The following is a 26,260-nucleotide window of genomic DNA, read 5'->3' as shown; positions in this document are numbered from 1 at the left end:
TCAATGATTTTAGAAGATCATTGTACTGGCTTAATCTTCTTGGCTAGGAGTGTAATTTTTCGTGATTTTCTGACATAGCAACGAACGACTTGTCTTACCCTAAAGGGAAAATGATAGGCCAGTTAGTCTTGATACTTGTCCACGACAGTGAATTGCGCCTGGGTTAGTTAAGCTTTAAATCCAAGGGCGATCGCCCTGTTCCCATGATCCCAATGATCCCCAAAAAAGTATGCAAGGGACTCTCAATGAAATTGATCTCCGTAGTATTTTGCAGCTCCTTGAGCTGGGACAACGGACTGGGCAATTGTGGATCGAAGCTCGACCATCGGGGGCCGTTGATGATTTGAGTTGGCAGTTTCCACAAGCGCCGCGTTTCCAACACTCGCTGCCTTTGTCCACCTGGTTAGTCTTTTTTGTGAATGGTCAAATTGTCTACGGGACTGATGACTATTCCCCCCAGATGCACCGTTTGCAGGATTACCTTGTCCATTACCATCTCACCCACAAGCTAGAGGATCTTGATCGGGGGGCGATCGCCGAAACCACAATCCCTGAATATGCAGCCCTATGGCGACTTTTAGAAACCCAAACAATTACCGTTGATCAAGCGCGGCATATCCTCCAGGCAATGGTGCAAGAAACTTTGTTTGATCTCCTGAGTCTCCACCAGGGTCACTTTAATTTTCAGTTGGGGACTCCCTTTGGGCCACAGCTAAGCACCTATGCAGTGACTTCATTGCTGTTCGAGACGGTTAAAAAAGTCCAGAAATGGAAGCAACTCTATCCCCAGATTCAATTTCCCCAACAACGTCTACTGCTGGCCCAACCCCAAAAACTTGCCGCCGCGCTACCGGCGATCGCCTACCAAAAATTAGCCCAGTGGACTACTGGAGAAACAACCCTCCGCCAACTGGCCCGTTACCTCAATCGTGACCTCGTTGCCCTTGCGAGGGCCTTGCTTCCCTATATCCAAAAAGGTTGGCTCCAAGTTCTAGATCCTCTCCCTCCCCAAAGTTTGTCACGTCCCAGTGAAATGTCGTCTCATCAGACCTGGCGAATTCTTTGCATTGATGATGACTTCACCATCGGTAAGGCCGTAGAGCAAATCCTCAGCACCCAGGGATATCAAGTGCACCTCGTCCAAAATCCCCTAGAGGCAATTCAAGCGGCCTTTGCTGAGGTGCCCCACTTAATTCTCTGTGATATCGCCATGCCCCACCTAGATGGCCATGAAATTTGTATGATGCTGCGTCACAGTAAGCGATTTCAAAATGTTCCTATCATTATGCTGACGGGGCAAGAGCAGTTTATTAACCGAATTCAGGCAGATTTTGCTGGGGCAACGGATTATTTAACAAAACCCTTCGGCCAGCAGGAGTTGTTAACCCTGCTAGAAAAATATCTCCCAAACCATTAGCCAGTGCAGATCTCCCCAGGCGATCGCCCCCGGAGTGAAAAAACAAGCTATGATAGCGATGGCCTAACCCTTAGTCTCCATCGCACCCTTGCTAAATACCAAGATTCACGGCAATTCCCCAGAAATTTCTCAAGAAATAAACATTTTGTAATCCTTCTCCCTGATAAATTAAAGTCTGTCCGTCCCAGGGCATGTTTTTGACAATGTTGATGCTACGGTGATTATTACGCCGGTGATTTTATTGCTAGGACATTTGTAATGAGTAGAATTTTGGTTGTTGAGGATAGCCTCTCTCAACGGGAAATGATTTCAGAATTACTGAAAGGCAACGGCTTGACAGTGGATGTTGCCGGTGATGGTCTTGAGGCGTTAGAAACCCTCAGTCAAATGGCTAAAAATGCGGCTGAAACCCTGCCCAACTTAATTGTGCTCGACATTGTCATGCCACGGATGAACGGTTACGAACTCTGTCGTCGCCTCAAATCCGACCCGAAAATTCAAAATATCCCCATTGTGATGTGCTCTTCAAAGGGGGAAGAATTTGACCGATATTGGGGCATGAAGCAGGGAGCCGACGCTTATATCGCGAAACCCTTTCAGCCAGCGGAGTTAATTGGCACCATCAAGCAACTTCTACGCAGCAATAAAAAGTAAGTTAAGCCCTGGGGAATAGCCGTTTTTAGCGAAACCTGAATTGTCTGTTTTTTTCGATCTATGTCTACACCTGATGACAGTTCCTTACAACAAAACCTGACGTCCTTAGAAACCCAGTTACAGGGTTTAGAAAGCCCGGAAGGGGAGTTACACCTCAAGTTTCAGCTTCCTTCAGGGACTGGGTTTGTGCTTCCGGCGTTTGGCATCCGTGAAGTGATGCAACAATCACCGGATCGGATCACTCCGATTCCCAATGTTTCGCCACTGCTACTAGGGACGATTAATCTCCGGGGTCAGGTTATTTGGGTGGCAGATTTGGGGCAATTTTTAGGCGATAGTGCCCCCTTACGGACAGACCGTGCCGAAATTCCAGTGATTGCCATAGAGGATCAAGATATGCTCCTGGGTTTAGCCGTCGAAGAAATGCAAGGGATGCAGTGGCTTGCTGCGGAAACGTTGCAGATTCAGCTTAGTGATCTGTCGGATGTTATGGCCCCATTTGTCCGGGGGATTTGGACGGATGGTGATGATGCCAGTAAATCTTGGCATTTATTAGACCATGTGGCGATTTTAAAATCGGCCCGTTGGGCAACATAAGGGTGTTAATACTTACTGCGGTGGTGCTGTGATCTGCGAGAAAGTAGATTACATTAAAAATACGTTTTGCATCCGTTAAAAAGTTTGTGCAGCGCTCAGTAAGATAATCCTAAAAATGTGCCAGTCCAGGAGGGAACCCGATGCCGCCCAGCACCACTGATTATTCAAAGGAGTATGCTGAGGCCCAGAAGGCCTATTATCAGAATAATTTGCCTGAAGCAGAGGCGATCGCCAATCGGTTACTCAAAGATTACCCGGACGATCCCCATTTGCTCCTCTTAAGTGGCCATATTTCCCTCGGTTTACAAGATTTAGGGCGGGCCTCCGCGTTCTACCATCGGGTTTTGGATGTCACCAACCAGCGGGACTACCATGAATACGCTCGCCAAGGTTTGACCCAGGTCAATGCCTACAGCGATCAAGTCAATGGTCACCGGGAAACCAGCGGTGGACAGCCGACCCTCACCCAGCCAGAAGATTATCCGCTTGCAGCAGAATATAACTCCCCAGAAAACTTTGTCACAGCAGCGGGGGAACAACCAATTTCGGCGGATGATTATTCAGAACAATGGGCAGAACCAGAGTTGCCCTTGAGAAATTTCCCGGAAGATGAAGAAACTTTTTTAGTGCCCCACCCCGGCGATCGCTCCCCTGAACCAGGTTTAAATCAGTCCCTTAATGATCCTTTTTTCGAGGCAGAGGCTGGCGAATTCATTGAATTTAACGAAGACGAATTGGTTGAATTCGATAGTGCGGCTGGCCTAGAAGAAGACGGAGATTTCCTAGGGAGCGAAGATACGTCTCCTTTCGATTTAGATTGGTCACCGACCCATGAAAATGGCAGAATTTCAGCAGATCAAGACCATTTTGATGCAGTGGATACTGCACCACTCGGCTTTGAAAGTGAGTCCCCCACTTGGCTCGAAAATCCTCCTTTAGCCGATGCAGACGCATTGACATTTGATGAGCCAGCGCACCCAAGTTTTGCACCTGACTCCCTCTCCCCTGATGAGGCGGCAGATTTTGACGATGAAATTAGCTTGGGTAGCCTTGGGGCAGAACTATTTGATGAAGAACCAGAAGCGCTACCAAAACAGGATGAAGGGGGCTTTTTAGAGGAATTTGGCATTCTCAACGAACAGGATCTAGATGATTTTGGTGATCTCGGTTCGGATATTCTCGATGATGACCAAAAAATGCCGGATACAGGTCTGTTTGAAGCGCCCCTAGAAGCACCGACGACCTCAGGGGAGTTTAATTTTGATGATTTTCCCGAAGAATTGGGCCTCACCGAAGACGACAGCCTATTTATCACCCTAGGGGAGGATAGTCTCTCTGGCGGTCTAGGGACAGATTTTACTGTTTCTGATAAACCCCAGGAAATTGTCGCGGAAAACCCCAAGGGTTATTTGGCCTGGTTTGAAAATGTGCCTCTCCAGAAAAAACAATTGTTCACTGCGACTGGTGCTGCTGCCGCATCGGCGATCGCCACTTTGATTGTGACAGTGGGCGTATTTCAAACCACCCCAGCCGAACAACGGCCCCAAGCCCTCTGGCCCGTGGCCAAAACAGGTTTACTCACCAGCTTATTGGCTGGGGCAGCCAGCTTTGGTACGACCCTCTTTTTTGGGAAGTTAACAACCCGACAGATCAAACGCAGCACTGACAACCTACAAAACCAGTTCGACGCGGTTTCCCAGGGGAATCTCAATGTCAAAGCAACGGTTTTTGCGGAGGATGAGTTTGGTGCCTTAGCCACGGGCTTCAATAAAATGGCCCGAGTTATTTTAAATACCACCAGTGAGGCCCAGCGGCGGGCTGAGGAAACAGAACAGTCCAAAGAAGACCTCCAGCGCCAGGTGATCCGCCTCCTTGATGATGTGGAAGGGGCCGCCCGGGGAGACTTTACCGTCCAAGCAGAGGTCACAGCCGATGTCTTAGGGGCCGTCGCCGACGCCTTTAACCTCACCATTCAAAATCTCCGGGAAATTGTTCAACAGGTTAAACAAGCGGCGCGCCAGGTGAATAAAAACGCCGCCGATAGTGAATCTTTTGCCCGGGGTCTATCCAGCGATGCCCTCCGCCAAGCTGAAGAATTGGCCGTTACCCTCAACTCCGTACAGATGATGACCGATTCGATCCAGCGGGTTGCAGAAAATGCCCGGGAAGCGGAGGAGGTGGCCCGAACTGCTTCGAGTACGGCCCTCAAGGGGGGAGAATCCGTAGAGCACACCGTGGCGGGGATTTTACAGATTCGAGAAACGGTGGCCGAAACAGCCCGCAAGGTAAAACGTCTAGCCGAATCTTCCCAGGAAATTTCTAAAATTGTCGCGGTGGTTTCCCAGATTGCGTCCCGGACAAACCTCCTGGCATTGAATGCGTCCATTGAGGCGGCCCGGGCAGGGGAGTCTGGTAAAGGATTTGCGATTGTGGCCGATGAAGTCCGTCAGTTGGCAGACCGTTCCGCCAAAGCCCTGAAGGAAATTGAGCAAATTGTTTTACAAATTCAAAGTGAAACAAGCTCGGTAATGATTGCAATGGAGGAGGGCACCCAGCAGGTTATTGACGGGACTAAACGGGCTGAGCAGGCGAAACAATCCCTAGAGGACATTATTCAGGTATCAAACCGTATTGATGCCCTCGTGCGCTCAATTACAGCGGATACCGTTGAACAGCGGGAAAATTCCCGTGCTGTGGCCCAGGTCATGCAATCGGTGGAATTAACGGCCCAGGAAACCTCAAGAGAATCCCAACGGGTGGCTGGATCGTTACAAAAGTTGGTGGGCATCGCCCGGGATCTCCTGGCTTCTGTGGAGCGATTCCGCATAGAATCCACGGATGAGGCGTAATATGGTTTGGCAATGGCGTTAGTGCCCGTAAAATTTGCATAAAGTTTGGCGATCGCCTTTTCCCTTTGCCTTTTTTTATTTTCAGTTGTCCCATCCGATCACCTATGACCAGCCAACGCAGATCAAAAAGTTCCCTTGGGAAATGGTTTGAGCGGTTAGTTGCCGCAACCCTTCTAGGGGGGCAAGTCATCGTACATCTCCTGCGGGGGCGTTTCAACCGACGCATTACCATTGAACAGATGGCGGCGGTGGGACCTGATTCCCTCCTCATTGCCCTAGTCACGGCTGGGTTTGTCGGCATGGTATTTACCATCCAGGTGGCGCGGGAATTTATTTACTTCGGCGCAGGCACGGCGGTGGGGGGCGTTTTGGGTCTTTCCTTGTCCCGGGAATTAGCCCCTGTATTAACGGCGGTGGTCTTGGCGGGGCGTGTCGGCTCGGCCTTTGCAGCGGAGATTGGCACCATGCGCGTCACTGAACAAATCGATGCGTTGCATATTTTACGCACGGATCCCATTGATTATTTGGTCGTCCCCCGCTTCTTGGCCTGCTGTTTGATGTTGCCTTTATTGACTGTTTTATCGCTCCTCACGGGAATGGCTGGTGGGTTAATCATCGCCATAAATTTATATCAAATTCCCCAGTCTATTTTTATCAACTCGGCCCAGAGTTTTTTAGAATATTGGGACATTATCAGTGCAATGATTAAATCTGTTGTTTTTGGGGGCTTAATTGCCGTCATTGGCTGCAGTTGGGGCTTGACAACAACTGGAGGAGCAAAGGGCGTAGGACAATCGACAACAACGGCCGTTGTTACATCTCTACTAGCGATTTTTATTGCTAACTTTTTCCTATCTTGGTTGATGTTCCAAGGTTTAGGTAGTGCCCTAGTGGGATGAAATTCAAACTGCCACATTTTGTTTGGGGTCTAAGCATTGCCCTTGTAATCAATCTACATGGTTGTACTTTTGGTAATTCTGGGCAAACTTTAGTGGTGGCGATCGCCGCTTCCTTGACCGATGTCATGGCAGAGATTCGTACCGAGTTTCAAACACAGTATCCAGACATTTCAATTCAATTTAATACCGCTGCCTCCGGGACATTGCAAAGGCAAATCGAGCAACAAGCTCCCATTGACATTTTTGCTAGTGCGGCCCTAGAACCCGTTGAATCCTTGGCCCAAAAAGGGTTTGTCGCAGCAGAAGCAATTCGTATTTTTGCGGAAAATCAACTTGTTCTGATTCAAAGTCAACAAAGCCAACCGCAACTGAATCGTTTGGAAGATTTAGCGGGTGAGGATGTTCAAAAAATTGCCCTGGGTAATCCCAAAACAGTACCAGCGGGACGATATGCCGCCAATCTTTTAGAAAAATATCCCCAGCTTTACCAAACCCTAGAGCAGTCCCAAAAATTAGTTTTTGGGGAGAACGTGCGGCAAGTTTTAACCTATGTCCAAAATCAATCGGCAACGGCGGGGTTTGTCTACCAAACAGATATTTTCCAGCAATCTAATTTGCGAATGATTGAATCTTTTGCGCCAGAATCAACAGGGTCAATTTTGTATGCGATCGCCCCAATTAAAGTCTCACCCAAGCAAACCCAAGGGCAACTTTTTATCGATTTTATTCTGGGTCAAAAAGGTCAGGCCATTTTACAAAAATATGGCTTTCGTCCCCCTAGGGATTAACTGTTTTTTGCTGCCAAGTACCGTCGGCTGTGAGGTCATATAAAAAGCGATTTTGGGGATTGCCCCGCAGTTCGAGGTGATCGACCTTTGTCACCTGAAACAGGAGAAGCACGAAATTAGAAACAGGCTCTTGATCATTCACTGCGGTTGGCTGGAAATCCGCTAAATTTTCACTACGGCGATCGCCAGGCTGGGGCCAGAGAAATTGAGCCCGGGCTGCATCCGAAAGGGCTTGCCAGGTCTGTTGTCTAGCGCGATTTAGTCGTGATGAAGAGCTTGCTGCTGTAACCAGCTTAATCTGACCACTAAAGCGGAATTGTTCCCGGGTTTTGGTGAAATACCAAGCAATTTCGGCATCGGGGCAAGTAGCGAGGTGGTTGATTTTTTCACTGCGCTGATCCGTAATAATTTTGAGGTCATTGCTCCCTTCGAGGAACCCCCGAAAAACCACCGTGCGATTCCTGGGTTTTCCCGTCGGCGTTACGGTGGCCAACTGAAAAAAGCGGTGGTGGGGCTGACTTTTATTCCGGTGTAAGGCCCGGGCTAGGGGCGATCGCCAAGGAGCCAATTCAAACGTTACAGACATGATTGTTTACGGTAGGGCCAAGCATAATCCAGTATCGAATAATTAGGCCTCTCCTTCTAACTGACGTCGCTTTTGGGCCACTTGCCAACATTCAGAAACCAATTGGTGCCAGGGCATCAGCACCTGAAAATCGACCCCAGCATTGCCATCGGTGGCTTGGAAAAGAGACTTGGTCGCCATTACCTCCCCCTGGGCCTGGCGAATGCGGGCGATGAGGTCTTCCTGCTCGGCGGGGGCCATAAAACTTAAGGATTTTTTTTCGAGGGCCGTTAAAGATAGGTCAAACCAATAAAGAAAATCATCCAAAAGCGGGGCCAGCACAGCCTTTAAAAGTTGCTTTTCATCGGCGGGTTCTGGAGAAAACATAGATATTTTTGAAAATGAGACTTTCTTTACATATCTTAACATTTTGAGGCGATCGCCGCTGTCGAGGATGATTTCCTTGAATATTAAGCAACCTTAACAAACATTTCTTCACTCCCATTGCCCTGCTAAAAATAAGGGGAATTAGCTTGTATTGGGCTAGTTTATTCAAACTCTTATCAGGTAGAGTCACGGTGAAATACGAAATCCGCTATAAACCCGCCTTTGCTTGTCTATTTGTCACCCTCGAACCCGGCGAACAGGTCACAGCCGAATCCGGTGCAATGGTCAGCATGGATGGTGGAATCTCAATGAAAACTGAATTTTCGGGGGGATTTTTCCCGGCGATTCTCCGTCGGTTATTTGGGGGAGAATCCCTGTTTGTGAATGTTTATCGCAACACAAGTCAGCGGCCCCAGACCGTCATTTTAACCCAGTCAATGGTGGGTGATATCCACCGCATTGATTTGTCCCAAGGGCCGATCTGTTTTCAGCCCGGTGCTTACATTGCCCATACCCCCGGCGCAAAAATGGGAATCCGTTGGGCTGGCTTTGCCAGTTGGTTTGCGGGGGAAGGCCTCTTTAAACTGCAATTCACAGGTAGTGGCCGGGTCTTTTACGGGTGCTATGGCGGCATCATCGAAAAACAAATTGCGGGGGAATTTATCGTCGATAACAGCCACCTCGTTGCCTACGATCCAGGCATCACCATGAATATTCGGATGTCTGGGGGCTTATTTGGTTCCCTCACCTCCGGCGAAGGCCTGGTGAATAAACTCAAAGGCCGTGGCCGAATCTACCTCCAATCGCGGAGTGTGTCAGGTCTTGTGGGCTTTTTACGTCCAAAATGTCGTTAGGGGGTAGCTATGGAAATTAAACTCTTACATCAACCAGATAATGCGATCGCCCATGTCACCCTCGACGCTGGGGAAGAAATCATTGCCCAAGCCGGCGCCATGGTTGCCATGAGCGGCAATATCAATGCCAGCACGACCCTCCGCAAAGGCAAAGGGGGCGGCATCATGGGAGGGCTAAAACGGATGCTTGCCGGAGAATCCCTCTTTCTGAGCGTTTTTCGAGCACCCTTACCCAATAGTGAAATTTGGTTTGCCCCCAAGCTGATGGGGGATCTCCTCCTGTACGAAATGCGGGGCGATGAATTTGTTGTCCAAGCCTCTTCCTACCTTGCCTCTGGCCCCAATGTGGACATTGATCTCGGTTGGCAGGGCTTTAAATCCTTCTTTTCAGGGGAATCTATCTTTTGGCTTAGCATCAGTGGCCAAGGGCCTTTGCTGGTGACGTCCTTTGGGGCCATTTACGAAGTGGATGTGGATGGCGAATACGTCGTGGATACAGGCCATATCGTTGCCTTTGAAAAGAGCCTGAGCTTCACCGTGGGTAAAGCAAATCCCTCTTGGATTGGGGCATTCCTCGGTGGAGAAGGGCTAGTCTGTCGCTTCCGAGGTAAGGGCAAACTGTACTGCCAAACCCACAATCCCGGAGCCTTTGGTTCCCTGGTTGGTTCCCAATTACCTCCCCGTTAAGTTGTCCTTTGAAGCCAGTGCTGAAAGTGCTTAAAAATTATGTCTCAGTTTGAATTTCGCGTTGAAAATAATCCCTCCTATGCCTCGCTCATTGTGACCTTACCGCCCAACCAAACCCTGCTCGTAGAGGCGGGGGCGATGGCGGCAATGGATGCCAACATTGAGATGAAGTCGAAGATGCGGGGGGGCTTGATGAAGGGCATCGGGCGGATGTTCAGTGGAGAATCCCTATTTATCAGTGAATTTACTGCTAGAAATACTGCCGGGGAACTCTATATCTCGCCAGGGGTGCCGGGGGATGTGACCTACTATCATTTGGACGGTTCTAAAAGTCTTATGGTTCAGTCTTCGGGTTTTGTGGCATCTAGTCCCTCGGTGGATCTCGACACCAAATTCCAGGGGCTGAAGGGTTTCTTTACAGGAGAATCGATCTTTTTCCTGCGGGCATCGGGCCAGGGGGATTTTTGGTTTAGCTCCTATGGGGCGATCATTGAAATCCCTGTAGAAGGGGATTATGTGGTGGATACGGGCTACATTGTCGCCTTTGAGGATACGCTGCAATACAACGTGGAAATGATTGGGGGGTTATCTTTCCGGAGCCTGCGCACAGGGATTCTCGGCGGAGAAGGCCTAGTTTGTCGTTTTAGTGGTAAAGGTAGGCTTTGGGTGCAATCGCGGAATCTCTTTCCTCTCTTGAATTTCCTTTATCCGTTCCGCCCAGTCCCGAATAATAATTAACCTCGTTCGTTCTCAGGACAATTAATCAGCTGCTGTGCGCTGCGCCTTCGGGGTGATTACGATATCCTGAAGGCAAATTCCATGCACGCAACAAGAGCAACCATGGCCCAAAAAAATGATACGTTGCCTTTAATGATGGCCCTCATCGTTACCCTAGGCATTCTGGGGGGCGGTGGTTGGTGGTTTTTAAATCGTTCCGGCTTCCAGGGTTTGGCCCCAAATGGTGCAGAAACGGGAACTAATGATGGGGCGATCGCCCCAGGTTCCCAAGCCACAGATAATCCTTTCAGTCCACCGGCAACAGTGGCCCCAGGGACAGTGGTCAAAATTTCTGGCTCTACCAGCATGGTGCAGATTAATACCGCCCTAAAAAATCGGTTCGAGTTGCAATATCCCCAGACCCGTGTCGAAACTACTGCTAATGGGTCGAGTAAGGGACTTGAAGATCTGCTGGTGGGAAATATTGACCTCGCGGCGATCTCCCGCCCCCTCCAGCCGGAGGAAATGCAACAGGGCCTCAAGGCGATCGCCGTTACCACCGATGCCGTCGCCATTGTAGTCGCCAAGGAAAATCCCTTTAGTACAGGGCTGACTGGGGAACAGGTACAGGGCATTTTCCAAGGGAATCTCACCGATTGGCCAGCGATTACCGATAAAGCGACGGGAACAATTCGGGTTATTAATCGCCCTCCAGTGAGTGGCACTTACCAAACTTTCCAAGAAACGGTACTCAACGGCTCAAACTTTGGGAATGGCCCTAATTTTATGAATATGGAACAGGATGCCACCACGCCGATTTTGCAGGCCCTGGGTGCAGATGGAATCAGTTATGCCACCTACAGCCAGATCGCCAATCAGCAAACCGTCAGAACAGTGCCCATCGATGGGGTTACCCCAGAATCAGACCTCTATCCCTACACCCGCACCCTTTATTACGCCTACCAAGAACCTGCTTCCCCCCAGGTTGAGGCTTTCCTTGGTTTCGTTGGGACTCCTGTGGGAGCAGAGTTGATCCAAGCGGCGCAGCAGTAATGTTTCAAACCACCCGTAATCGTCTGGCCCTCTGGTACACGGCGATCACCGCAGTGTTGCTTTTGGTTTTCGCGACGGGGGTTTATTTTTATGTGCGCTATACCCTGATTGAGCGCATCGATGACACCCTAAAGCACGTAGTGGAAGTGGTAGAGCGATCGCTGATCATTGAGCCAGATGATCCTGTGGGCTATCACATCAATTTAGAAGCCAGCTTTCGGCAACAGTCCCCCACCGTCGAGGATGACCGCATTGACCTCGAATTTTTTAACCCAGCCGGAGAATTGCTCTGGTCTACTTTTTCTGAACCATTAGTCTTGCCCCTAGAGTGGCACCCCCGGGGGGAAACGGTACGTCTGGGTGATGATTATCTTCTGCGACAAATCACCGATCGCCTCGAAGTGGATCGCTATGTTTTGGGTTATCTACGGGTGAGCCATCCTTGGTTTGAGGTGACGCGACCGATTCGCAAATTAGTCCTTGATCTCAGCCTGGGGATCGCGATCATGATTACCTGTGGGGCGGTAATTGGCTGGTTACTGTCTGGCATTGCCATCGAACCGGTAAAGGATTCCTATCAACAATTGCGGCAATTTACGGCGGATGCATCCCACGAGTTGCGTAATCCCATTGCAATGATCCAAACCAATGTACAAATGGCGATCGCCTACCCAGATCCCGACCAACGCCAACAAAATCTCAAGGTGATCGAGCGACTCACCCAACGGTTGGGCCGTTTAGTGAATGACCTCTTATTTCTCGCCCGCAGTGATAGTGGGGTACTTCAGGCGGAATTTGAACGATTACCCCTGGATGCTCTATTGCTGGAGGTCATTGAAGAACAACGGGCCATCTGCCGTCAGGAAAAAATTGAGTTGCAGTTGGATATTCAAGGGGATGCCACCGAAGAAGCCTATCTCATCTTGGGAGACTGGGATCAGATGGCGCGCCTCTTTACAAATCTGATCGGCAATGCGATCGCCTATGCTTTTCCAGGAGACTGGGGTGACAAACCCAAGCAAATTACCGTTACCATGGCCCTTAAGGAGAAAACAGGGCGGACAACCGGAGAAACCCTCCAAGTGACGGTTAAAGATAATGGCATCGGTATTCCTGCCGAAAATTTGACCAATATTTTCGACCGTTTTTATCGTCTTGATCCCGCCCGGACAAACCCCGGGGAAAGTAGCACTGGTTCAGGTCTGGGTCTCGCCATTGCGGCGGCGATCGCCAAAAATCATAAAGGCAAAATCACCGTCGAAAGCAAAGACCAAGGCACAACATTTTCCGTTTTTTTACCACGAGCGACTTAAGAGCTTATTTATAAAGCCCTGCTACCCTCAGTCTGGGGGAGATTTTCGGACAATCAATTGGGATCAAAGTCCTCCAAAATGAAAGTCTCTAAATCCCCAGCGAAAAATTCCTAAGAAAAAAGCCCCAACAGTTTTAATCTGCGGGACTCTTAATCTCCCCTTGAGAGGAGCTAGAGGGGTGTTCCTGAAGGGGAGCTAAGGAGATGTAGTTACTCCCACTCGATGGTGCCAGGAGGCTTAGAAGTGATGTCATAGACCACGCGGTTAACCCCTTTCACCTCATTCACCATGCGATTAGAAATGGTTTCCAAAAGCTCATAGGGAGGGCGAGCCCAATCCGCGGTCATCCCATCTTCACTGGTAATCATCCGCAGTACGACGGGGTGAGCATAGGTGCGCTTATCACCCATCACACCCACACTACGAATCGGTAGTAAGACCGCAAAGGCTTGCCAAAAATCACTGTAAACCCCTTGCTTTTTGATTTCATCCCGCACAACCCAGTCTGCATCCCGGAGAATATTTAACCGTTCTGCGGTGACTTCGCCAATGATCCGAATCGCGAGGCCAGGGCCAGGGAAGGGGTGACGGCGAATAATTTCTTCGGGCAAACCAATGCTGGCTGCTACCTTACGCACTTCATCTTTGAAGAGTTTGCGGAGGGGTTCAACCAATTTAAAGCGCAGATCTTCTGGTAAACCGCCGACGTTGTGGTGACTCTTAATTTTGACCGCGACCCGTTCTCCCGTTTTGGGGTCAACGTTGGTATCCGCCGATTCGATTACATCGGGATATAGAGTCCCCTGGGCGAGGTAATCAAAGGGGCCAAGGCGTTTTGATTCTTCTTCGAAGACGGCGATAAATTCGTGGCCAATGAGGCGGCGCTTTTCTTCGGGATCGGTAACCCCTTTGAGCTTGTCGATAAAGCGATCGCGGGCGTTGATATAGGCGACGGGAATGTGGAATTGCTCATCAAAAATTTCCACAAGGCGTTCCGGTTCCCCTTTCCGCATAAAGCCTTGGTCGATGAACATACAGGTCAGTTGATCGCCGATCGCTTGGTGGAGCAAAAAGGCCAAGGTAGAAGAATCGACGCCTCCAGAAAGGGCCAGGAGTACCCGTTGATCACCGACCCGGGCCCGGATCTCACGAATTGCTTCTTCAACGAAGGCTTCTGTGGTCCAGGTGGGTTCACATTTACAAATGTGATAAACAAAGTTGCGGATCAGGGCCATACCGTCCTGGGAATGGACCACTTCTGGGTGGAACTGCACCCCGTAAAGTTGGCGGCCATGGTGGGCGATCGCCGCACAGGGAGTATTGTCCGTGTGGGCTAAAATTTCAAACCCTTCGGGCAGGTGCACACAGGAGTCCCCGTGGCTCATCCACATGGTGGAGCCTTCCTCCACATTGGTCAGCAGATCGGTGGGATCATCGATAAAGATTGATGCCTTGCCATACTCTGCATGCTTAGCGCGCTCGACGGTACCGCCGAGTTGTTTCACCATTAGCTGCATCCCGTAGCAAACCCCAAGGACAGGAATCCCAAGATTCCAAATTTCAGGGTCACAGGCCGGGGCATAGTCGTCATAGACAGAACTGGGGCCACCGGAGAGGATGATGCCGCTGGGATTAAGTTGCCGCAATTGTTCGGCGCTGGTGCGATAGGAAATGACCTCAGAGTAAACTTCCGTTTCGCGAATTCTTCTGGCAATCAGTTCAGAGTATTGGGAGCCAAAATCTAAGATAACGATGATTTGGCGTTGAAGACTATTGCCTGTATTGGTGGCGTCAATCGGTTTTTGGAGTGGAGTCGTAGTCACGTTCAGCAAAAAATCCCTAGTGGAAGTTAACAGATAAAACAAGCCAGGGAAAAATCCAAGGCCTCATATTTCCCAGCACCAGCGATCGCCGGGTTGCTGTGGAGATTGGGGAAAATTGTGAATGCTGAAGAGAGATTAAAAACGGTATTTTATAGAGCAAATAAATATTCCGAACAAAATAACACAGATCGATATTTTTTTAAAGTCTGATCTGAACCAGACAGAGGATCGTCATCTTCTGTATCCTCAAAGGAAGCTTGTCCTTTATTTGTCGTGGTAGCAGTAAGCATGAATCCGGTAGATTATCTCCGCATTAGCTTGATTGATCGATGTAATTTTCGTTGCCATTACTGCGTCCCAGATGAAGCGAGCCTCCAATATTTGCTGACCTCAGAGCAGTTGAGCAATGGGGAAATTCTTACGCTCCTCGAACAGGTGTTTATTCCCTTGGGATTCCGTAAATTTCGCCTCACCGGGGGAGAGCCTCTCCTACGCCCCCAGTTAGTCCCCCTCGTCCGGGCGATCGCCCACTTGCCGGGGGTAGAAGATTTATCGATGACCACAAATGCTTATTTATTAGCGGATCTGGCTCAGGATTTGTATGATGCGGGTCTGAATCGTCTCAATATCAGCCTAGACTCTTTGAATCCTGAGACCTTTGATCAAATTATTGGCAATCGGGGCAAGAGTCGCTGGCAGCAAACTTGGGAGGGCATCCAAGCGGCCCATCGGGTTGGTTTTGACCCCCTCAAGCTCAATGTCGTGGTGATCCCTGGGGTCAATGATCAAGAGGTATTAGATTTAGCCGCGTTGACAGGCGATCGCCATTGGCACGTGCGCTTTATTGAGTTTATGCCCATTGGCAACGACAAATTATTTAATGAACGAGCCTGGATTCCTTCGGAAGAATTACGCCAACGGATCCGGGCAAAATGGGGCTTAGAAACGGCATTCGTTCAGGGCAATGGCCCCGCAGATATTTTTAAGATTCCCGGGGCGAAGGGGACGCTTGGGTTTATTTCCCAGATGTCTGAATGTTTTTGCGATCGCTGTAACCGGATGCGCCTCTCAGCGGATGGTTGGCTCCGGCCTTGTCTATTGAATGAAGCGGCACAAATGGATCTCAAAACATTACTCCGGACTGGGGTTCCCCCTAGGGAAATTCGGGCGGCAGTCAAAGCACTCCTCGACCAAAAACCGGAGATTAATTTCAAAATGCGCGATATGGGAACCACCACGGGTCAATATGGCCGCACCATGTCGCAAATTGGCGGCTAAAGGGCGTTATTGTCTAGGATTCATTACATTTCGCGGCACAAAACGTCAATAAACGTGAATTAGGTTCCCCAAAGGGAGCTTTTTTTCTAGAATATTTGTAGCGAATGTTACCGAATAAATTTCGATTTGTGCATCAGTCCAAACCTATGATCAAAGAACGCCTTACTACCTGCGAAACCCTCCTCTACCGTTGGCTCCATTTTCACCAAAACCAAACGAAGCCAGAGGAGCTGAATTTACAGTATTTTCAAGTCTGGACCGCAGAATTTCTCACGGAAAAGGCCAGTGGCGAGGATATTGATCAAGCTCTGCTGCGGTTGATGCAATTGCGCCTGATTTATCTCAATGATGGTGGGACATTGGCGATCGCCCCAGAAGAGCAACCGGGCGTACAAATGGCTCCCCTCCCCCGGAAATTTTGGCAAGCGTGGTCTTGGGAGCACCATTTGGCGGCGGGCAGTTTAGCGATCGCCTCGGTGGTTTTGATGGCCGTCTCTGCCTTTGCCCTGTGGCAAAACACCAACGCGCCCTTAGACATGACAGAATCAGCAACCGTTACGGAACAGGTGCTTGGAGAAAATAACCCAGAATAACGGTACTAGGGCAAGCACAAACTGGCGCAATCCATTAGCGGCGAAGGGAACGGGGGTTGAGATATTTTGCGGCGATCGCCCCGCCGATAAGTCCGAATAAATGCCCCTCCCAAGACACCCCTGGGGTCGTCGGCAGAACACTCCAAAGCACCCCACCGTAGAGAAAAAATACCAAGAGTGAAACGGCAATGGATGGGATATCCCGCCGAAAGTAGCCCCGAAACAATAGAAATCCCAAATACCCAAAAATTAAAATACTGGCCCCAATATGCACAGAATTTTGGGCACCAATGAGCCATACCCCCAGGCCACCGACAAGCATTGTGATCAAGGTGACCGTAAAAAAGTCACGGATGCGGTCTAGCATCACGAGCCAGCCCAACAGCGCAAAGGGGATTGAGTTGGTGACGAGGTGCTGAAAACCACCATGGAGAAAGGGCGCAAAGAAGATTCCCCTGAGTCCCAACAGTTGTCGGGGCAGAATGCCGAATACATCTAGGCCACCCCGCCAAAGATTTTGAAAAACAAACTGATCACTAATTTCTAGGCCCCAAAAACTCGCAAGAAACAAACCCAAAATCATGATTTGCTGCTTTAATTCCTGGGCAACAGCCTGGGCTTCGGGATCGCGCTGGTGGGTCATGGATTCGGCGAAAAGTTAGTTGTAATATTCCTTCCCACGTTAACAAGTTTCGCGATCAATGGGACGACTGCATTCACGAAAAGCGAAACAAGTGCAACCACTGCATGATCTGTGCCCCAGAAAGCTGCAACCGACTCTGTAAATCTGCAAAATCACGATAATGCCCCCGTTGCCGCTCTGTAATGATCTGTTGGGCCAAGGGAGCCTCGACGCCAAAATCGACTAGCGCCCCAAGGTCAGCGCGGTTTAGGTCAATTTGTACTGGGGCTAATTCCGGGGCATAGTAAGCAAAACTGAGGATCGCGGCCAAGGGCTGGAGACGTTGACTGGGAACCCCTAGGGCCGCTGCCACATCGTCGAGGCTATAGAATTGCACCCCCTGGCTGGTGAGCTGCACGAGCGATCGCCCCTGGTGAATGGAAATACCTGGTAGACGGAGCCAATCATCGACGGTGGCTTGGTTGACATCGATCTTGATTCCCATGGCCGCAGCGAGGGCGACTTCTTCGAGGGAACGAAGGCGGTAGTAAGGATCCTGGCGTAGACGTTGCTGTAATTGCTTTTTCCGGAGAAAATTCATGGTCTTTTGCGGGCCTCAATCTTGTTTACTCTACAGGCGATCGCCTCTATTTTTTAGCATTGCCGAAAAGATCCCTTAGCCTTTACAATAGGCCGATAGACTTATTTTTATGCTTTATTCCGTAGGAATGCCTGGCCTAGTCCATCTGCTAACCTACACTATATTTCTCTTTTATTTTTATTGCGAGGGAACAACTTCCTTCCCTTTATTTAAACCCAAACTAAAACCCTATATTTTAAAAAATCACCCTATTATTTTAGGGCCAATTTTGCTATGAACTTTTATCAGCGTCGCCTGTCTATTTTTGTAGATGGGAATAATATGTTTTATGCACAACAGAAAAATAATTGGTTTTTTGACCCCCGTCGTGTTTTAGATTATTTTACTTGCGATCCCACCGTGCGCCTGATTAATGCCTTTTGGTACACAGGGCTAAAGGATTCCCAAGATCAGCGGGGTTTCCGCGATGCCTTAATTAGTCTGGGTTATACAGTACGTACAAAAATCCTCAAAGAATACTATGATGATGTCTCCGGTCGCTACTCCCAAAAAGCAAATTTAGACATTGAAATTGTGGTCGATATGTTTAATACAGTCGATCAATATGATCAAGTTATTTTGTTTAGTGGCGATGGTGATTTTGAACGGGCGATCGAACTTTTGCGCTCAAAAAATACCCACATTACCGTTGTTTCGACGGAAGGAATGATCGCCCGGGAACTGAGAAATGCCACGGATTGTTACATTGATCTAAATAATCTGCGGGCCGAAATTGAAAAAACAGAACCTTAAGCAATCACAGTAGCCATAAATGCTTTAAAAATGCCTTGAATGACGCCACTATTTTTGACTGAATTAAGGCCAAAGATTTAGTGTTGTGTTCCAATAACGTGGGTACCCTCAATCGCAAATGCTCTGGATGACTGGCAACCATAACTCTCGCCCGATATTCCGACTTTTTTTAGCTACCTATAGGGGCAGTAAGCCATTACCTCTGACCATGGGTCATGCTTGGATAAACGCCACCTGTCCTTTTTTACGGCAGAATATCTAATTCCTAAGGAATTGGTTTATCCTAGGGAGATAGCTATGGACTCTTTTAAAGTGGAGCATAGCCAGTACTTTTATTCCAATCAACATAGAGTTTTTATTTAGACTATTTTCACGCTAAGGGAGCGGGAAATGATGAACAACCAAGACGATCGCATTATTATTTTCGACACAACATTACGGGATGGTGAACAATCTCCGGGGGCAACCCTAAATGGAGACGAAAAGCTGGCGATCGCCCGTGCCCTGGCGCGACTTGGTGTAGATGTCATTGAAGCGGGTTTCCCCAGGGCGAGTCGGGGTGATTTTGATGCTGTGCAACGTATCGCCGCCGAAGTCGGCACAGAAAATGGGCCAACGATCTGTGGTCTAGCCCGGGCAACTAAGGGCGACATTGAAGCGGCAGGCAATGCCCTGAAGCCAGCTTTTAAAAATCGAATCCACACCTTTATCGCCACCTCCGATATTCACCTCGAATACAAACTCCGCAAAAGCCGCAAGGATGTGTTGGCGATCGCCCCGGAAATGGTTGCCTACGCTAAAACCTTTACCAACGATGTGGAATTTTCCCCCGAAGACGCAGGCCGCTCGGATCCTGAATTCCTTTATCAAATCCTCGAAGCAGTCATTGATGCCGGGGCAACCACCGTTAATATTCCTGACACCGTCGGCTACACAACCCCCGCCGAATTTGGCGCTCTGATCAAAGGCATCAAAGAAAACGTCCCCAATATTGACCGCGCAATTATCTCTGTCCATGGCCACAACGATTTGGGCCTAGCGGTGGCCAATTTCCTCGAAGCCGTAAAAAATGGCGCTCGGCAGTTGGAATGCACCATTAACGGCATTGGCGAACGGGCCGGGAATGCCGCCCTCGAAGAATTGGTGATGGCTCTCCATGTGCGCCGCCAGTATTACAATCCTTTCCTTGGTCGGCCTGCTGACTCAGAAGCGCCCTTGACCAATATCAATACCAAAGAGATCTACAAAACATCTCGCTTGGTATCTAACTTGACGGGGCTTTCTGTCCAGGCCAATAAAGCGATTGTGGGTTTGAATGCCTTTGCCCACGAGTCAGGCATTCACCAGGATGGCGTCCTGAAAAACAAGCTTACCTACGAGATCATGGATGCCCAGTCCATTGGCTTAACTGATAATCAAATTATCTTGGGTAAACATTCTGGTCGGAATGCTTTTCGCACCCGCTTAGCAGAATTAGGGTTCGATCTTTCTGATAATGATCTCAACAAAGCTTTTCTGCGCTTTAAAGATCTAGCCGATAAGAAAAAGAAATTACCGACTGGGATCTTGAGGCGATCGTTAAGGATGAAACCCAGCAACCGCCGGAATTATTCCGTCTGGAGCTGGTGCAGGTTTCCTGTGGTGACCATGCCCAACCCACAGCCACCATTACGATCCGTACTCCCGGAGGGAAAGAATTAACCGATGCAGCCATTGGTACCGGGCCTGTAGATGCCATCTATAAGGCGATCAACCGGGTCGTTCAGGTGCCCAATGAATTAATTGAATATTCCGTGCAGTCGGTGACGGCGGGCATTGATGCCATTGGTGAAGTCACGATTCGTTTGCGGCACGAGGGACGAATTTATTCTGGCCATGCTGCAAATACAGATATTGTGGTGGCGTCGGCTCGGGCGTACATCAGCGCCTTAAATCGTTTGTATGCCGCTCTTCAGGAAGATGTGTCGGCTAATCCAGCGAAGGCTTCTCTGTAGTTGCTGCGACAGTTAACCCGCGCGCTTTTTCCCTGCTTTTTTTCAAGGGGACTTTTTCTCTAAATAATTGGGGAAAAGTCTCTTTTTTTATGCGTGGGATTTACACTGTGCCTCAGAGCTTATTGACACAGCCCCCCTGCCCCCAGTTGGGGGAAGATTTTTTTAGTTATGATCTCTCAGGCTAGCTGAAGTGGGCTAAATTCAAGGTAATTCAAAGACTTCTGAACGCGCGCGTCCCTTGGCTTTGGCATGGTACATCGCTAGGTCTGCGTCGCGTAAAATGCCCGTCGCCGTCAGATAGCGATCAAGTTTAGGTAAGACACCAATGCTCACCTTTACAAATAGGGACTGGCCTGCGAGTTCAAAGGGGGTTTGTAGGGCTTTATGGATCCGTTGACTAACCTCAAAGGCGGTCTGGGGCTCGGTTATTTCTGTGAGGAGCACGACAAATTCGTCTCCTCCCAAACGGGCCAGGGTATCCACATCCCGGAGACAATGACAAATGCGTTTGGCAAAGTCTTGTAGGAGCTGGTCGCCAACGAGGTGGCCGAGGCGGTCATTAATCGCTTTGAAATAATCTAAGTCAAGGAATAAGAGGGCGTTGTGGTGCTGGGGATAGCGTTGTTGTTGTTTAATGACTTGCTCGAGGCGCTCTTCTAGGAGGGAGCGATTGGGGAGGCCGGTGAGGTGATCATAGAAGGCTTCTTGGACAAGACGCTGTTCTATTTGTTTGCGATCGCCAATGTCTACCATTTGCCGAATTACATGGAGGGGTTTGCCTTCGGCATCGCGCACGAGGGCGACTTGTTCTAGGATGTGAATTTTTTGGCCATCTTGGGCGATGTAGCGTTTTTCCCGCTGAAATTCCTGGCGATCGCCTTGCTTGAGAATTTCATTGAGGCGTTCATCTTCCGCTTGATCATCGGGATGGGTTAACTCTAGATAGGTTTTTTCCAAGAGGGTCTCTTGATCGTAGCCAGTGATCCGACACCAGGCTTGGTTGACCCGTTCATAGTGGCCCCCCAAGGTAGTGATCGCCATGCCAATGGGGGCGAGTTGGAAGGTTTGGTGAAATTGCGCTTCGGTTTTTTGGAGGTTAGCGGCGGCGGCCTTTTCGTGGCTAATATCCGTTTGAATCCCAATAAAGTGGGTTAGATAACCGGCAGGATCTCGTACCGGAAAAATGTGGAGGGCATTCCAAAAGGGTTCACCATTTTTGCGGTAGTTGCGGAGGGTGACGTTACATTCTTGGCCCTTGAGGATCGCAGCCCGCAATTCTGTGAGGGGAGGCTGGCGGCGATCGCGGCCCTGGAGAAAATTGCAGTTACGACCAAGGATTTCATCTGCGCTGTAGCCAGTAATTTTTTCAAAACCTTGGTTGACATAAATAATTGGATTATTCTCTTCCCGGGCATCGGTGATTACCACTCCCTGGCGGATCACATTGATCGAGCGGTGTAAAAGGTTCATGTCCGCTGCCTGGCGATCGCGTTCGATACTACTAGACAGAACATGGGCGATCGCCTGGAGAAAATAAGTCTCATCCCCACTGAAATGACGTTCTTCGGTACTATAAACCGCCAGTACTCCCCAGGGATTATCCACTGGGCCAATGGGCATACTAATTCCACTGACTACTTGATAATTGTGCAGTAGCGTTTCGCCCCGAAAACGACTTTCAACGCGCAAATCCTCGATGCTGATCGCCTGTTGTTGGGTCAGGGTATAGCCAACGTGGCTATCTGGAGTCGTACTCACTGTGACCGCACCGATAAGATCGACAGGCCAACCATAACCTGCTTCTAGGGTACAAATAGAGGTCTTTTTTTGTTTCAGATAGAGGCAACTATAGGGAACGTCCAGGGTGCGGGCCACAAAAATCACCGCTTGACGAAATAATTTCGCTAGATCTGATGTGTTGAGGCTGATGCTCCCTAATTTGGCGATCGCCGACTGTTGGCGCACCTGTTGGCGGAGTTGTTGTTCCGTGAGGAGTTGTTCGCTCTCGTCGAGAATACACATCAGGATTTGATCTGGAGCAATAAACACATACTCCACCCGGAGGTACAAATTTAAGCGAATAAATTGCAATCGCTGACTGTTCGAGACCTCCCGTTTGAGGCAATTTTCTAGGTGGTGGTAGAGGGTGGGTAACGCAGCAAAAATTTTTTGGGGGCGTTGCCCAAGATTCAAAGAAGGCTGCTGGAGTGCTTGGCTATTGAACCGTGCCGCCGCCGGATTAAAGTCCGATAAATAAAGCTCTCCCTCAATGGCTTGCCAGCGGTAGCAGGGCAGGGGCAACGAAAAATATTCTTGGTACTGTTGACTGTATTGGTGATCGTATTGCTCTTTTAACTGATGGTATTGCTGGAGTGCCTCTCGATATTGGTTGGCGAGATGATCTTTTTCACGTTCTAAAGTTTCGATCTGGGCCGCTTGATTTTCTAACAGGGCGATCGCCTGACCATAGGCCTCAATTAACCACGCAAAACTGCCGATTCCCCTCGGTTGTTGCCCCCCTTGATCTGACGATTCATTAACCATAAAGTCTCTATTCCTAATCCAACGTTCCTTCTGTTTTTGTTACACAATCTGCTCTGATGTTGTTTATGGGGGGCACGTGCGAGAAGAGCTAAAAATGAAGCAACAAAAAGAGGACTTCTCCGTACTGGCTGTTAGCAGTTGCCTAGGGGAGAAATTTGATCCCATCGCCGTTTTCTAGAGGTAGACCCTTAACCTGAGATAGAAGCAGCCTTTCTATCCTACCAAATTTCCTTTGTTTTCTCGGAAGAATCAAGGATTGATCGGCCTAAGATTACGGCTTTTCTAGGGGACTCTTTTTTGAGGGGATAATGCAGACTGAAATAATTTAAACTACTGAGGAGCGCCAATATCAACTAGATAAAATCATTTCTAAATAATTGGTGGGCTTGGGCCAAAAGGGGCGATCGCCCTATCAAAGAAATTGAGTATTTAAACTTATTAATTGCCCCATTTCCCTGCAATGACCTGGGTATAATGAAGCTAAAGAAGCAACGCCGTAACCGCCATCGGGTTCAACGTTTAAAATAGGGGATTCCGCTGTTCAACCAGCAGTTGAGTCGAAATTAACCTGGGGTGATGTGCCATGTTTTCGCTGAGCAACCGTGATCGCGTTCTGGTCGTGGATGATTCGCCGGATAATTTATTGTTGATCCAGAGCATTTTAGAAGATGAAGATTTAGACCTGGTGACGGTTAATAACGGCCAAAAAGCCCTGGAGCTTGTGGCACAACAGCCTTTTCATCTGATCTTGCTCGATGTGATGATGCCCCACATGGATGGCTTTGAGATCACACGGCACATTCGTAACGACCCCGACATCCCTTACATTCCCATCCTGTTGATCACTGCCCATGCCCAACCGAGTGTTGCCCTAGGTTTGGATATTGGTGCTGATGATTTTATCCGCAAACCCGTGGAGATTGATGAATTGATTGCCCGGGTGCGATCGCTGCTGCGGTTTAAACATACCGTCGATGAGAAAAATATGATTGTCCGGCAACGGGAAGACTTCGCCTCCCGGTTGACCCACGATATGCGTACTCCCTTGATTGCGGCGGATCGGATGCTCAATCTCCTTTTGCAGGGGGCTTTGGGGGAACTGTCGGAGGCAATGCAAGAGGTTTTACGCACCATGTCCCGCAGTAATGCCAATCTATTGGAGATGGTGAACAATATTTTGGAGGTTTATCGCTACGAATCCGAGCGGAAAACGTTCTATTTTAGTCGGGTGGATCTCAAGACCATGATTACCAATGTGCTTGAGGAATTACGTCCCCTCGCCCAGGAAAAACAACTGCAACTCCAGGGGGAACTCCCCGAAGTCCCCGTGTGGCTCGAAGGCGATCGCCTGGCCATGCATCGCGTTTTAGTGAACCTGGTGAGCAACGCCATTAAATTTACTGATCAAGGCCATGTCACCGTTAAATTGACCCCAGTCGATCAAGAGCAAGTGCAAATTCAAGTAATCGATACGGGGAGCGGCATTAGCCCGGAAGATCAATTAGAAATCTTTGAGCGATTCCGCCAAGGCAAGCATTACAACGGGGGCAGCGGTCTGGGGCTACACCTTTCAAAACTGATCCTCGAAGCCCACCAAGGTCAGATCAGTCTCACCTCCCGTCTCCAGGAAGGTAGTACCTTTACAATCACCTTGCCCCTCTCCCAAACCCCTGCCCAAAGCGAGGAAAAAAAGTTGTATGATTGAAGCTCTACACAGAATATTATTGGCGTACTTGAGCAATTCAGTTCTATGAGCAAAGGCACTCTTTTTGATAAGGTTTGGGACTTACACACCGTTAAAGTTTTACCCTCTGGCCAAACGCAACTATTTATCGGACTGCACCTGATCCATGAAGTGACCAGTCCCCAGGCCTTTGCCATGCTCAGAGACCGCAATCTCCAGGTCATGTATCCAGAACGCACGGTCGCTACGGTGGATCACATTGTCCCGACAGAAAATCAAGCGCGACCCTTTGCGGATCCCCTCGCCGAAGCGATGATGCAGGAACTGGAAAAAATACGGCTACCAACAAAATTCGTTTTTATAATGTCGGCTCCGGGGGCCAGGGGATTGTCCATGTGATTGCCCCAGAACAGGGATTAACTCAACCAGGCATGACCGTTGCTTGCGGCGATTCCCACACTTCTACCCACGGCGCTTTTGGGGCGATCGCCTTTGGCATTGGGACTTCCCAAGTGCGGGATGTGCTCGCCTCCCAAACCTTGGCCCTGGCAAAATTGAAAGTTCGTAAAATCGAAGTGAATGGTGATCTCCAGCCCGGAGTTTATGCCAAAGATGTAATCCTACACATTATCCGCAAACTGGGCGTTAAAGGGGGCGTCGGCTACGCCTATGAATATGCCGGGACAACCTTTGAAAAAATGTCCATGGAAGAGCGGATGACGGTTTGTAATATGTCCATCGAAGGGGGCGCCCGCTGCGGCTATGTCAACCCCGATTCAGTAACCTATGACTATTTGAAAGACCGTCCCTTTGCGCCCAAGGGAGAAGCCTGGGAAAAGGCGATCGCCTGGTGGGATAGTCTCCGCAGTGAAGCCGACGCCGAATATGACGATGTGGTCACCTTTGACGCAGCAGACATTGCCCCCACCGTCACCTGGGGGATCACACCGGGTCAGGGCATTGGCGTTGATGAATCAGTGCCGACCCCAGAAATGATGGCCGAAGATGAACAGGCGATCGCCGCTGAAGCTTACAAATATATGCAGCTTCAACCAGGTCAAGCGATCCAAGGCACCAAAATTGATGTCTGCTTTATTGGTAGTTGCACCAATGGTCGCTTGAGCGATCTCCAGGAAGCTGCTAAATATGCCAAAGGCCATCACGTTGCTCCGGGAGTAAAAGCCTTTGTCGTGCCCGGTTCTGAGCAAGTGAAACAACAGGCTGAGGCCGAGGGACTTGACCAAATTTTTACCGAAGCAGGCTTTGAATGGCGGGAACCCGGCTGCTCCATGTGTCTCGCCATGAACCCCGATAAGCTCGAAGGCAACCAGATCAGCGCCTCTTCTTCGAACCGCAACTTTAAAGGACGGCAGGGTTCTGCGACGGGGCGCACCCTACTCATGAGTCCGGCGATGGTCGTAGCTGCCGCCGTTACAGGTCAAGTTACCGATGTGCGCACCCTCAACTAAATGATTGCCTCCAGGGTTAATCTTTCTCTGGAGATAATACCCTCTGTCTTCGGCACCTCCCCCAAGGAATAGCTTTCCGG

General features: G+C 49.4%; 21 protein-coding genes and 2 pseudogenes. 17 read left to right on the top strand and 6 right to left on the bottom strand.

Annotation, left to right across the window (positions count from 1 at the left end; genetic code table 11):
- The first annotated feature begins 229 nt into the window (after positions 1–229).
- The 6 genes from AACR41_RS11795 (at position 230) to modA (ending at position 7,204) form a co-directional block, all read left to right on the top strand.
- A complete protein-coding gene (locus AACR41_RS11795) occupies positions 230–1,417 on the top strand; it encodes a response regulator (RefSeq protein ID WP_030006572.1) in 1,188 nt (395 codons plus the stop codon).
- 258 nt (positions 1,418–1,675) lie between these two features.
- A complete protein-coding gene (locus AACR41_RS11790) occupies positions 1,676–2,071 on the top strand; it encodes a response regulator transcription factor (RefSeq protein ID WP_012306993.1) in 396 nt (131 codons plus the stop codon).
- 60 nt (positions 2,072–2,131) lie between these two features.
- Positions 2,132–2,668 (top strand): chemotaxis protein CheW, encoded by a 537-nt coding sequence (locus AACR41_RS11785; protein ID WP_030006571.1) that lies wholly within the window; start codon positions 2,132–2,134, stop codon positions 2,666–2,668.
- A 140-nt stretch (positions 2,669–2,808) separates the two neighbouring features.
- A complete protein-coding gene (locus tag AACR41_RS11780; RefSeq protein WP_030006570.1) occupies positions 2,809–5,517 on the top strand; it encodes a methyl-accepting chemotaxis protein in 2,709 nt (902 codons plus the stop codon).
- Between the two features lie 104 nt (positions 5,518–5,621).
- Positions 5,622–6,416: an MlaE family lipid ABC transporter permease subunit gene (locus AACR41_RS11775; protein WP_012306990.1), complete on the top strand. Its 795-nt coding sequence runs from the start codon at positions 5,622–5,624 to the stop codon at positions 6,414–6,416.
- Positions 6,413–7,204: a molybdate ABC transporter substrate-binding protein gene (gene modA, locus AACR41_RS11770; protein ID WP_052349628.1), complete on the top strand. Its 792-nt coding sequence runs from the start codon at positions 6,413–6,415 to the stop codon at positions 7,202–7,204. Before AACR41_RS11775 ends, modA begins: the two co-directional genes overlap by 4 nt.
- Here modA and AACR41_RS11765 read toward each other — a convergent pair.
- Together AACR41_RS11765 and AACR41_RS11760 are read right to left on the bottom strand one after the other, a co-directional pair.
- Entirely contained in the window at positions 7,194–7,790 is a 597-nt protein-coding gene (locus tag AACR41_RS11765; RefSeq protein ID WP_030006568.1) for an Npun_F5749 family FMN-dependent PPOX-type flavoprotein, read from the bottom strand. The two genes, modA and AACR41_RS11765, sit on opposite strands and share 11 nt — an antisense overlap.
- 42 nt (positions 7,791–7,832) lie before the next feature.
- Positions 7,833–8,156, bottom strand: coding sequence for a DUF2605 domain-containing protein (locus AACR41_RS11760; RefSeq protein ID WP_030006567.1), 324 nt, complete (start codon positions 8,154–8,156; stop codon positions 7,833–7,835).
- A gap of 191 nt (positions 8,157–8,347) precedes the next feature.
- Here AACR41_RS11760 and AACR41_RS11755 point away from each other — a divergent pair, with 191 nt between their 5' ends.
- The 5 genes from AACR41_RS11755 (at position 8,348) to AACR41_RS11735 (ending at position 12,780) form a co-directional block, all read left to right on the top strand.
- Positions 8,348–9,010, top strand: coding sequence for a TIGR00266 family protein (locus tag AACR41_RS11755; protein WP_030006566.1), 663 nt, complete (start codon positions 8,348–8,350; stop codon positions 9,008–9,010).
- 9 nt (positions 9,011–9,019) lie between these two features.
- A complete protein-coding gene (locus AACR41_RS11750; RefSeq protein WP_012306985.1) occupies positions 9,020–9,697 on the top strand; it encodes a TIGR00266 family protein in 678 nt (225 codons plus the stop codon).
- Between the two features lie 39 nt (positions 9,698–9,736).
- Complete coding sequence (locus tag AACR41_RS11745; RefSeq protein ID WP_030006565.1) at positions 9,737–10,435, top strand: TIGR00266 family protein; 699 nt, start codon at positions 9,737–9,739, stop codon at positions 10,433–10,435.
- 102 nt (positions 10,436–10,537) lie between these two features.
- Complete coding sequence (locus tag AACR41_RS11740; protein ID WP_030006564.1) at positions 10,538–11,467, top strand: substrate-binding domain-containing protein; 930 nt, start codon at positions 10,538–10,540, stop codon at positions 11,465–11,467.
- Positions 11,467–12,780: a sensor histidine kinase gene (locus AACR41_RS11735; RefSeq protein WP_030006563.1), complete on the top strand. Its 1,314-nt coding sequence runs from the start codon at positions 11,467–11,469 to the stop codon at positions 12,778–12,780. The genes AACR41_RS11740 and AACR41_RS11735 overlap by 1 nt, the downstream gene beginning before the upstream one ends.
- 209 nt (positions 12,781–12,989) lie before the next feature.
- Here AACR41_RS11735 and guaA read toward each other — a convergent pair whose 3' ends face one another.
- Positions 12,990–14,612: a glutamine-hydrolyzing GMP synthase gene (gene guaA, locus AACR41_RS11730; protein WP_012306981.1), complete on the bottom strand. Its 1,623-nt coding sequence runs from the start codon at positions 14,610–14,612 to the stop codon at positions 12,990–12,992.
- A 279-nt stretch (positions 14,613–14,891) separates the two neighbouring features.
- On the opposite strand from guaA, the gene moaA reads away from it, so the two are divergent.
- Together moaA and AACR41_RS11720 are read left to right on the top strand one after the other, a co-directional pair.
- The gene (gene moaA / locus AACR41_RS11725; protein ID WP_030006562.1) at positions 14,892–15,881 is read left to right on the top strand and encodes a GTP 3',8-cyclase MoaA; all 990 of its coding nucleotides are present in this window, start codon (positions 14,892–14,894) and stop codon (positions 15,879–15,881) included.
- A gap of 146 nt (positions 15,882–16,027) precedes the next feature.
- Entirely contained in the window at positions 16,028–16,474 is a 447-nt protein-coding gene (locus tag AACR41_RS11720) for a hypothetical protein (RefSeq protein WP_138073205.1), read from the top strand.
- A gap of 34 nt (positions 16,475–16,508) precedes the next feature.
- Here the strand turns inward: AACR41_RS11720 and AACR41_RS11715 are convergent, their stop codons facing one another.
- Together AACR41_RS11715 and AACR41_RS11710 are read right to left on the bottom strand one after the other, a co-directional pair.
- Positions 16,509–17,117, bottom strand: coding sequence for a rhomboid family intramembrane serine protease (locus AACR41_RS11715; protein ID WP_012306978.1), 609 nt, complete (start codon positions 17,115–17,117; stop codon positions 16,509–16,511).
- Positions 17,118–17,190: 73 nt separating this feature from the next.
- Positions 17,191–17,697 (bottom strand): hypothetical protein, encoded by a 507-nt coding sequence (locus AACR41_RS11710; protein WP_030006560.1) that lies wholly within the window; start codon positions 17,695–17,697, stop codon positions 17,191–17,193.
- A 273-nt stretch (positions 17,698–17,970) separates the two neighbouring features.
- Here AACR41_RS11710 and AACR41_RS11705 point away from each other — a divergent pair, with 273 nt between their 5' ends.
- Entirely contained in the window at positions 17,971–18,489 is a 519-nt protein-coding gene (locus AACR41_RS11705; protein WP_012306976.1) for a LabA-like NYN domain-containing protein, read from the top strand.
- A 393-nt stretch (positions 18,490–18,882) separates the two neighbouring features.
- A pseudogene (locus AACR41_RS11700) lies at positions 18,883–20,483 on the top strand (2-isopropylmalate synthase).
- 201 nt (positions 20,484–20,684) lie between these two features.
- Here AACR41_RS11700 and AACR41_RS11695 read toward each other — a convergent pair.
- Positions 20,685–23,027: a sensor domain-containing diguanylate cyclase gene (locus AACR41_RS11695; RefSeq protein WP_030006559.1), complete on the bottom strand. Its 2,343-nt coding sequence runs from the start codon at positions 23,025–23,027 to the stop codon at positions 20,685–20,687.
- 583 nt (positions 23,028–23,610) lie between these two features.
- Here AACR41_RS11695 and AACR41_RS11690 point away from each other — a divergent pair.
- Both AACR41_RS11690 and leuC read left to right on the top strand, forming a co-directional pair.
- Positions 23,611–24,732: a sensor histidine kinase gene (locus AACR41_RS11690; RefSeq protein WP_030006558.1), complete on the top strand. Its 1,122-nt coding sequence runs from the start codon at positions 23,611–23,613 to the stop codon at positions 24,730–24,732.
- Positions 24,733–24,777: 45 nt separating this feature from the next.
- Positions 24,778–26,180: pseudogene (gene leuC, locus AACR41_RS11685) on the top strand (3-isopropylmalate dehydratase large subunit).
- Positions 26,181–26,260 lie beyond the last annotated feature (80 nt).

Origin of the sequence: Picosynechococcus sp. NKBG042902 (assembly GCF_963864045.1) — a bacterium.
Taxonomy (GTDB): Bacteria; Cyanobacteriota; Cyanobacteriia; order Cyanobacteriales; family MRBY01; genus MRBY01.
This window is presented reverse-complemented; position numbering and strand designations above follow the sequence as displayed.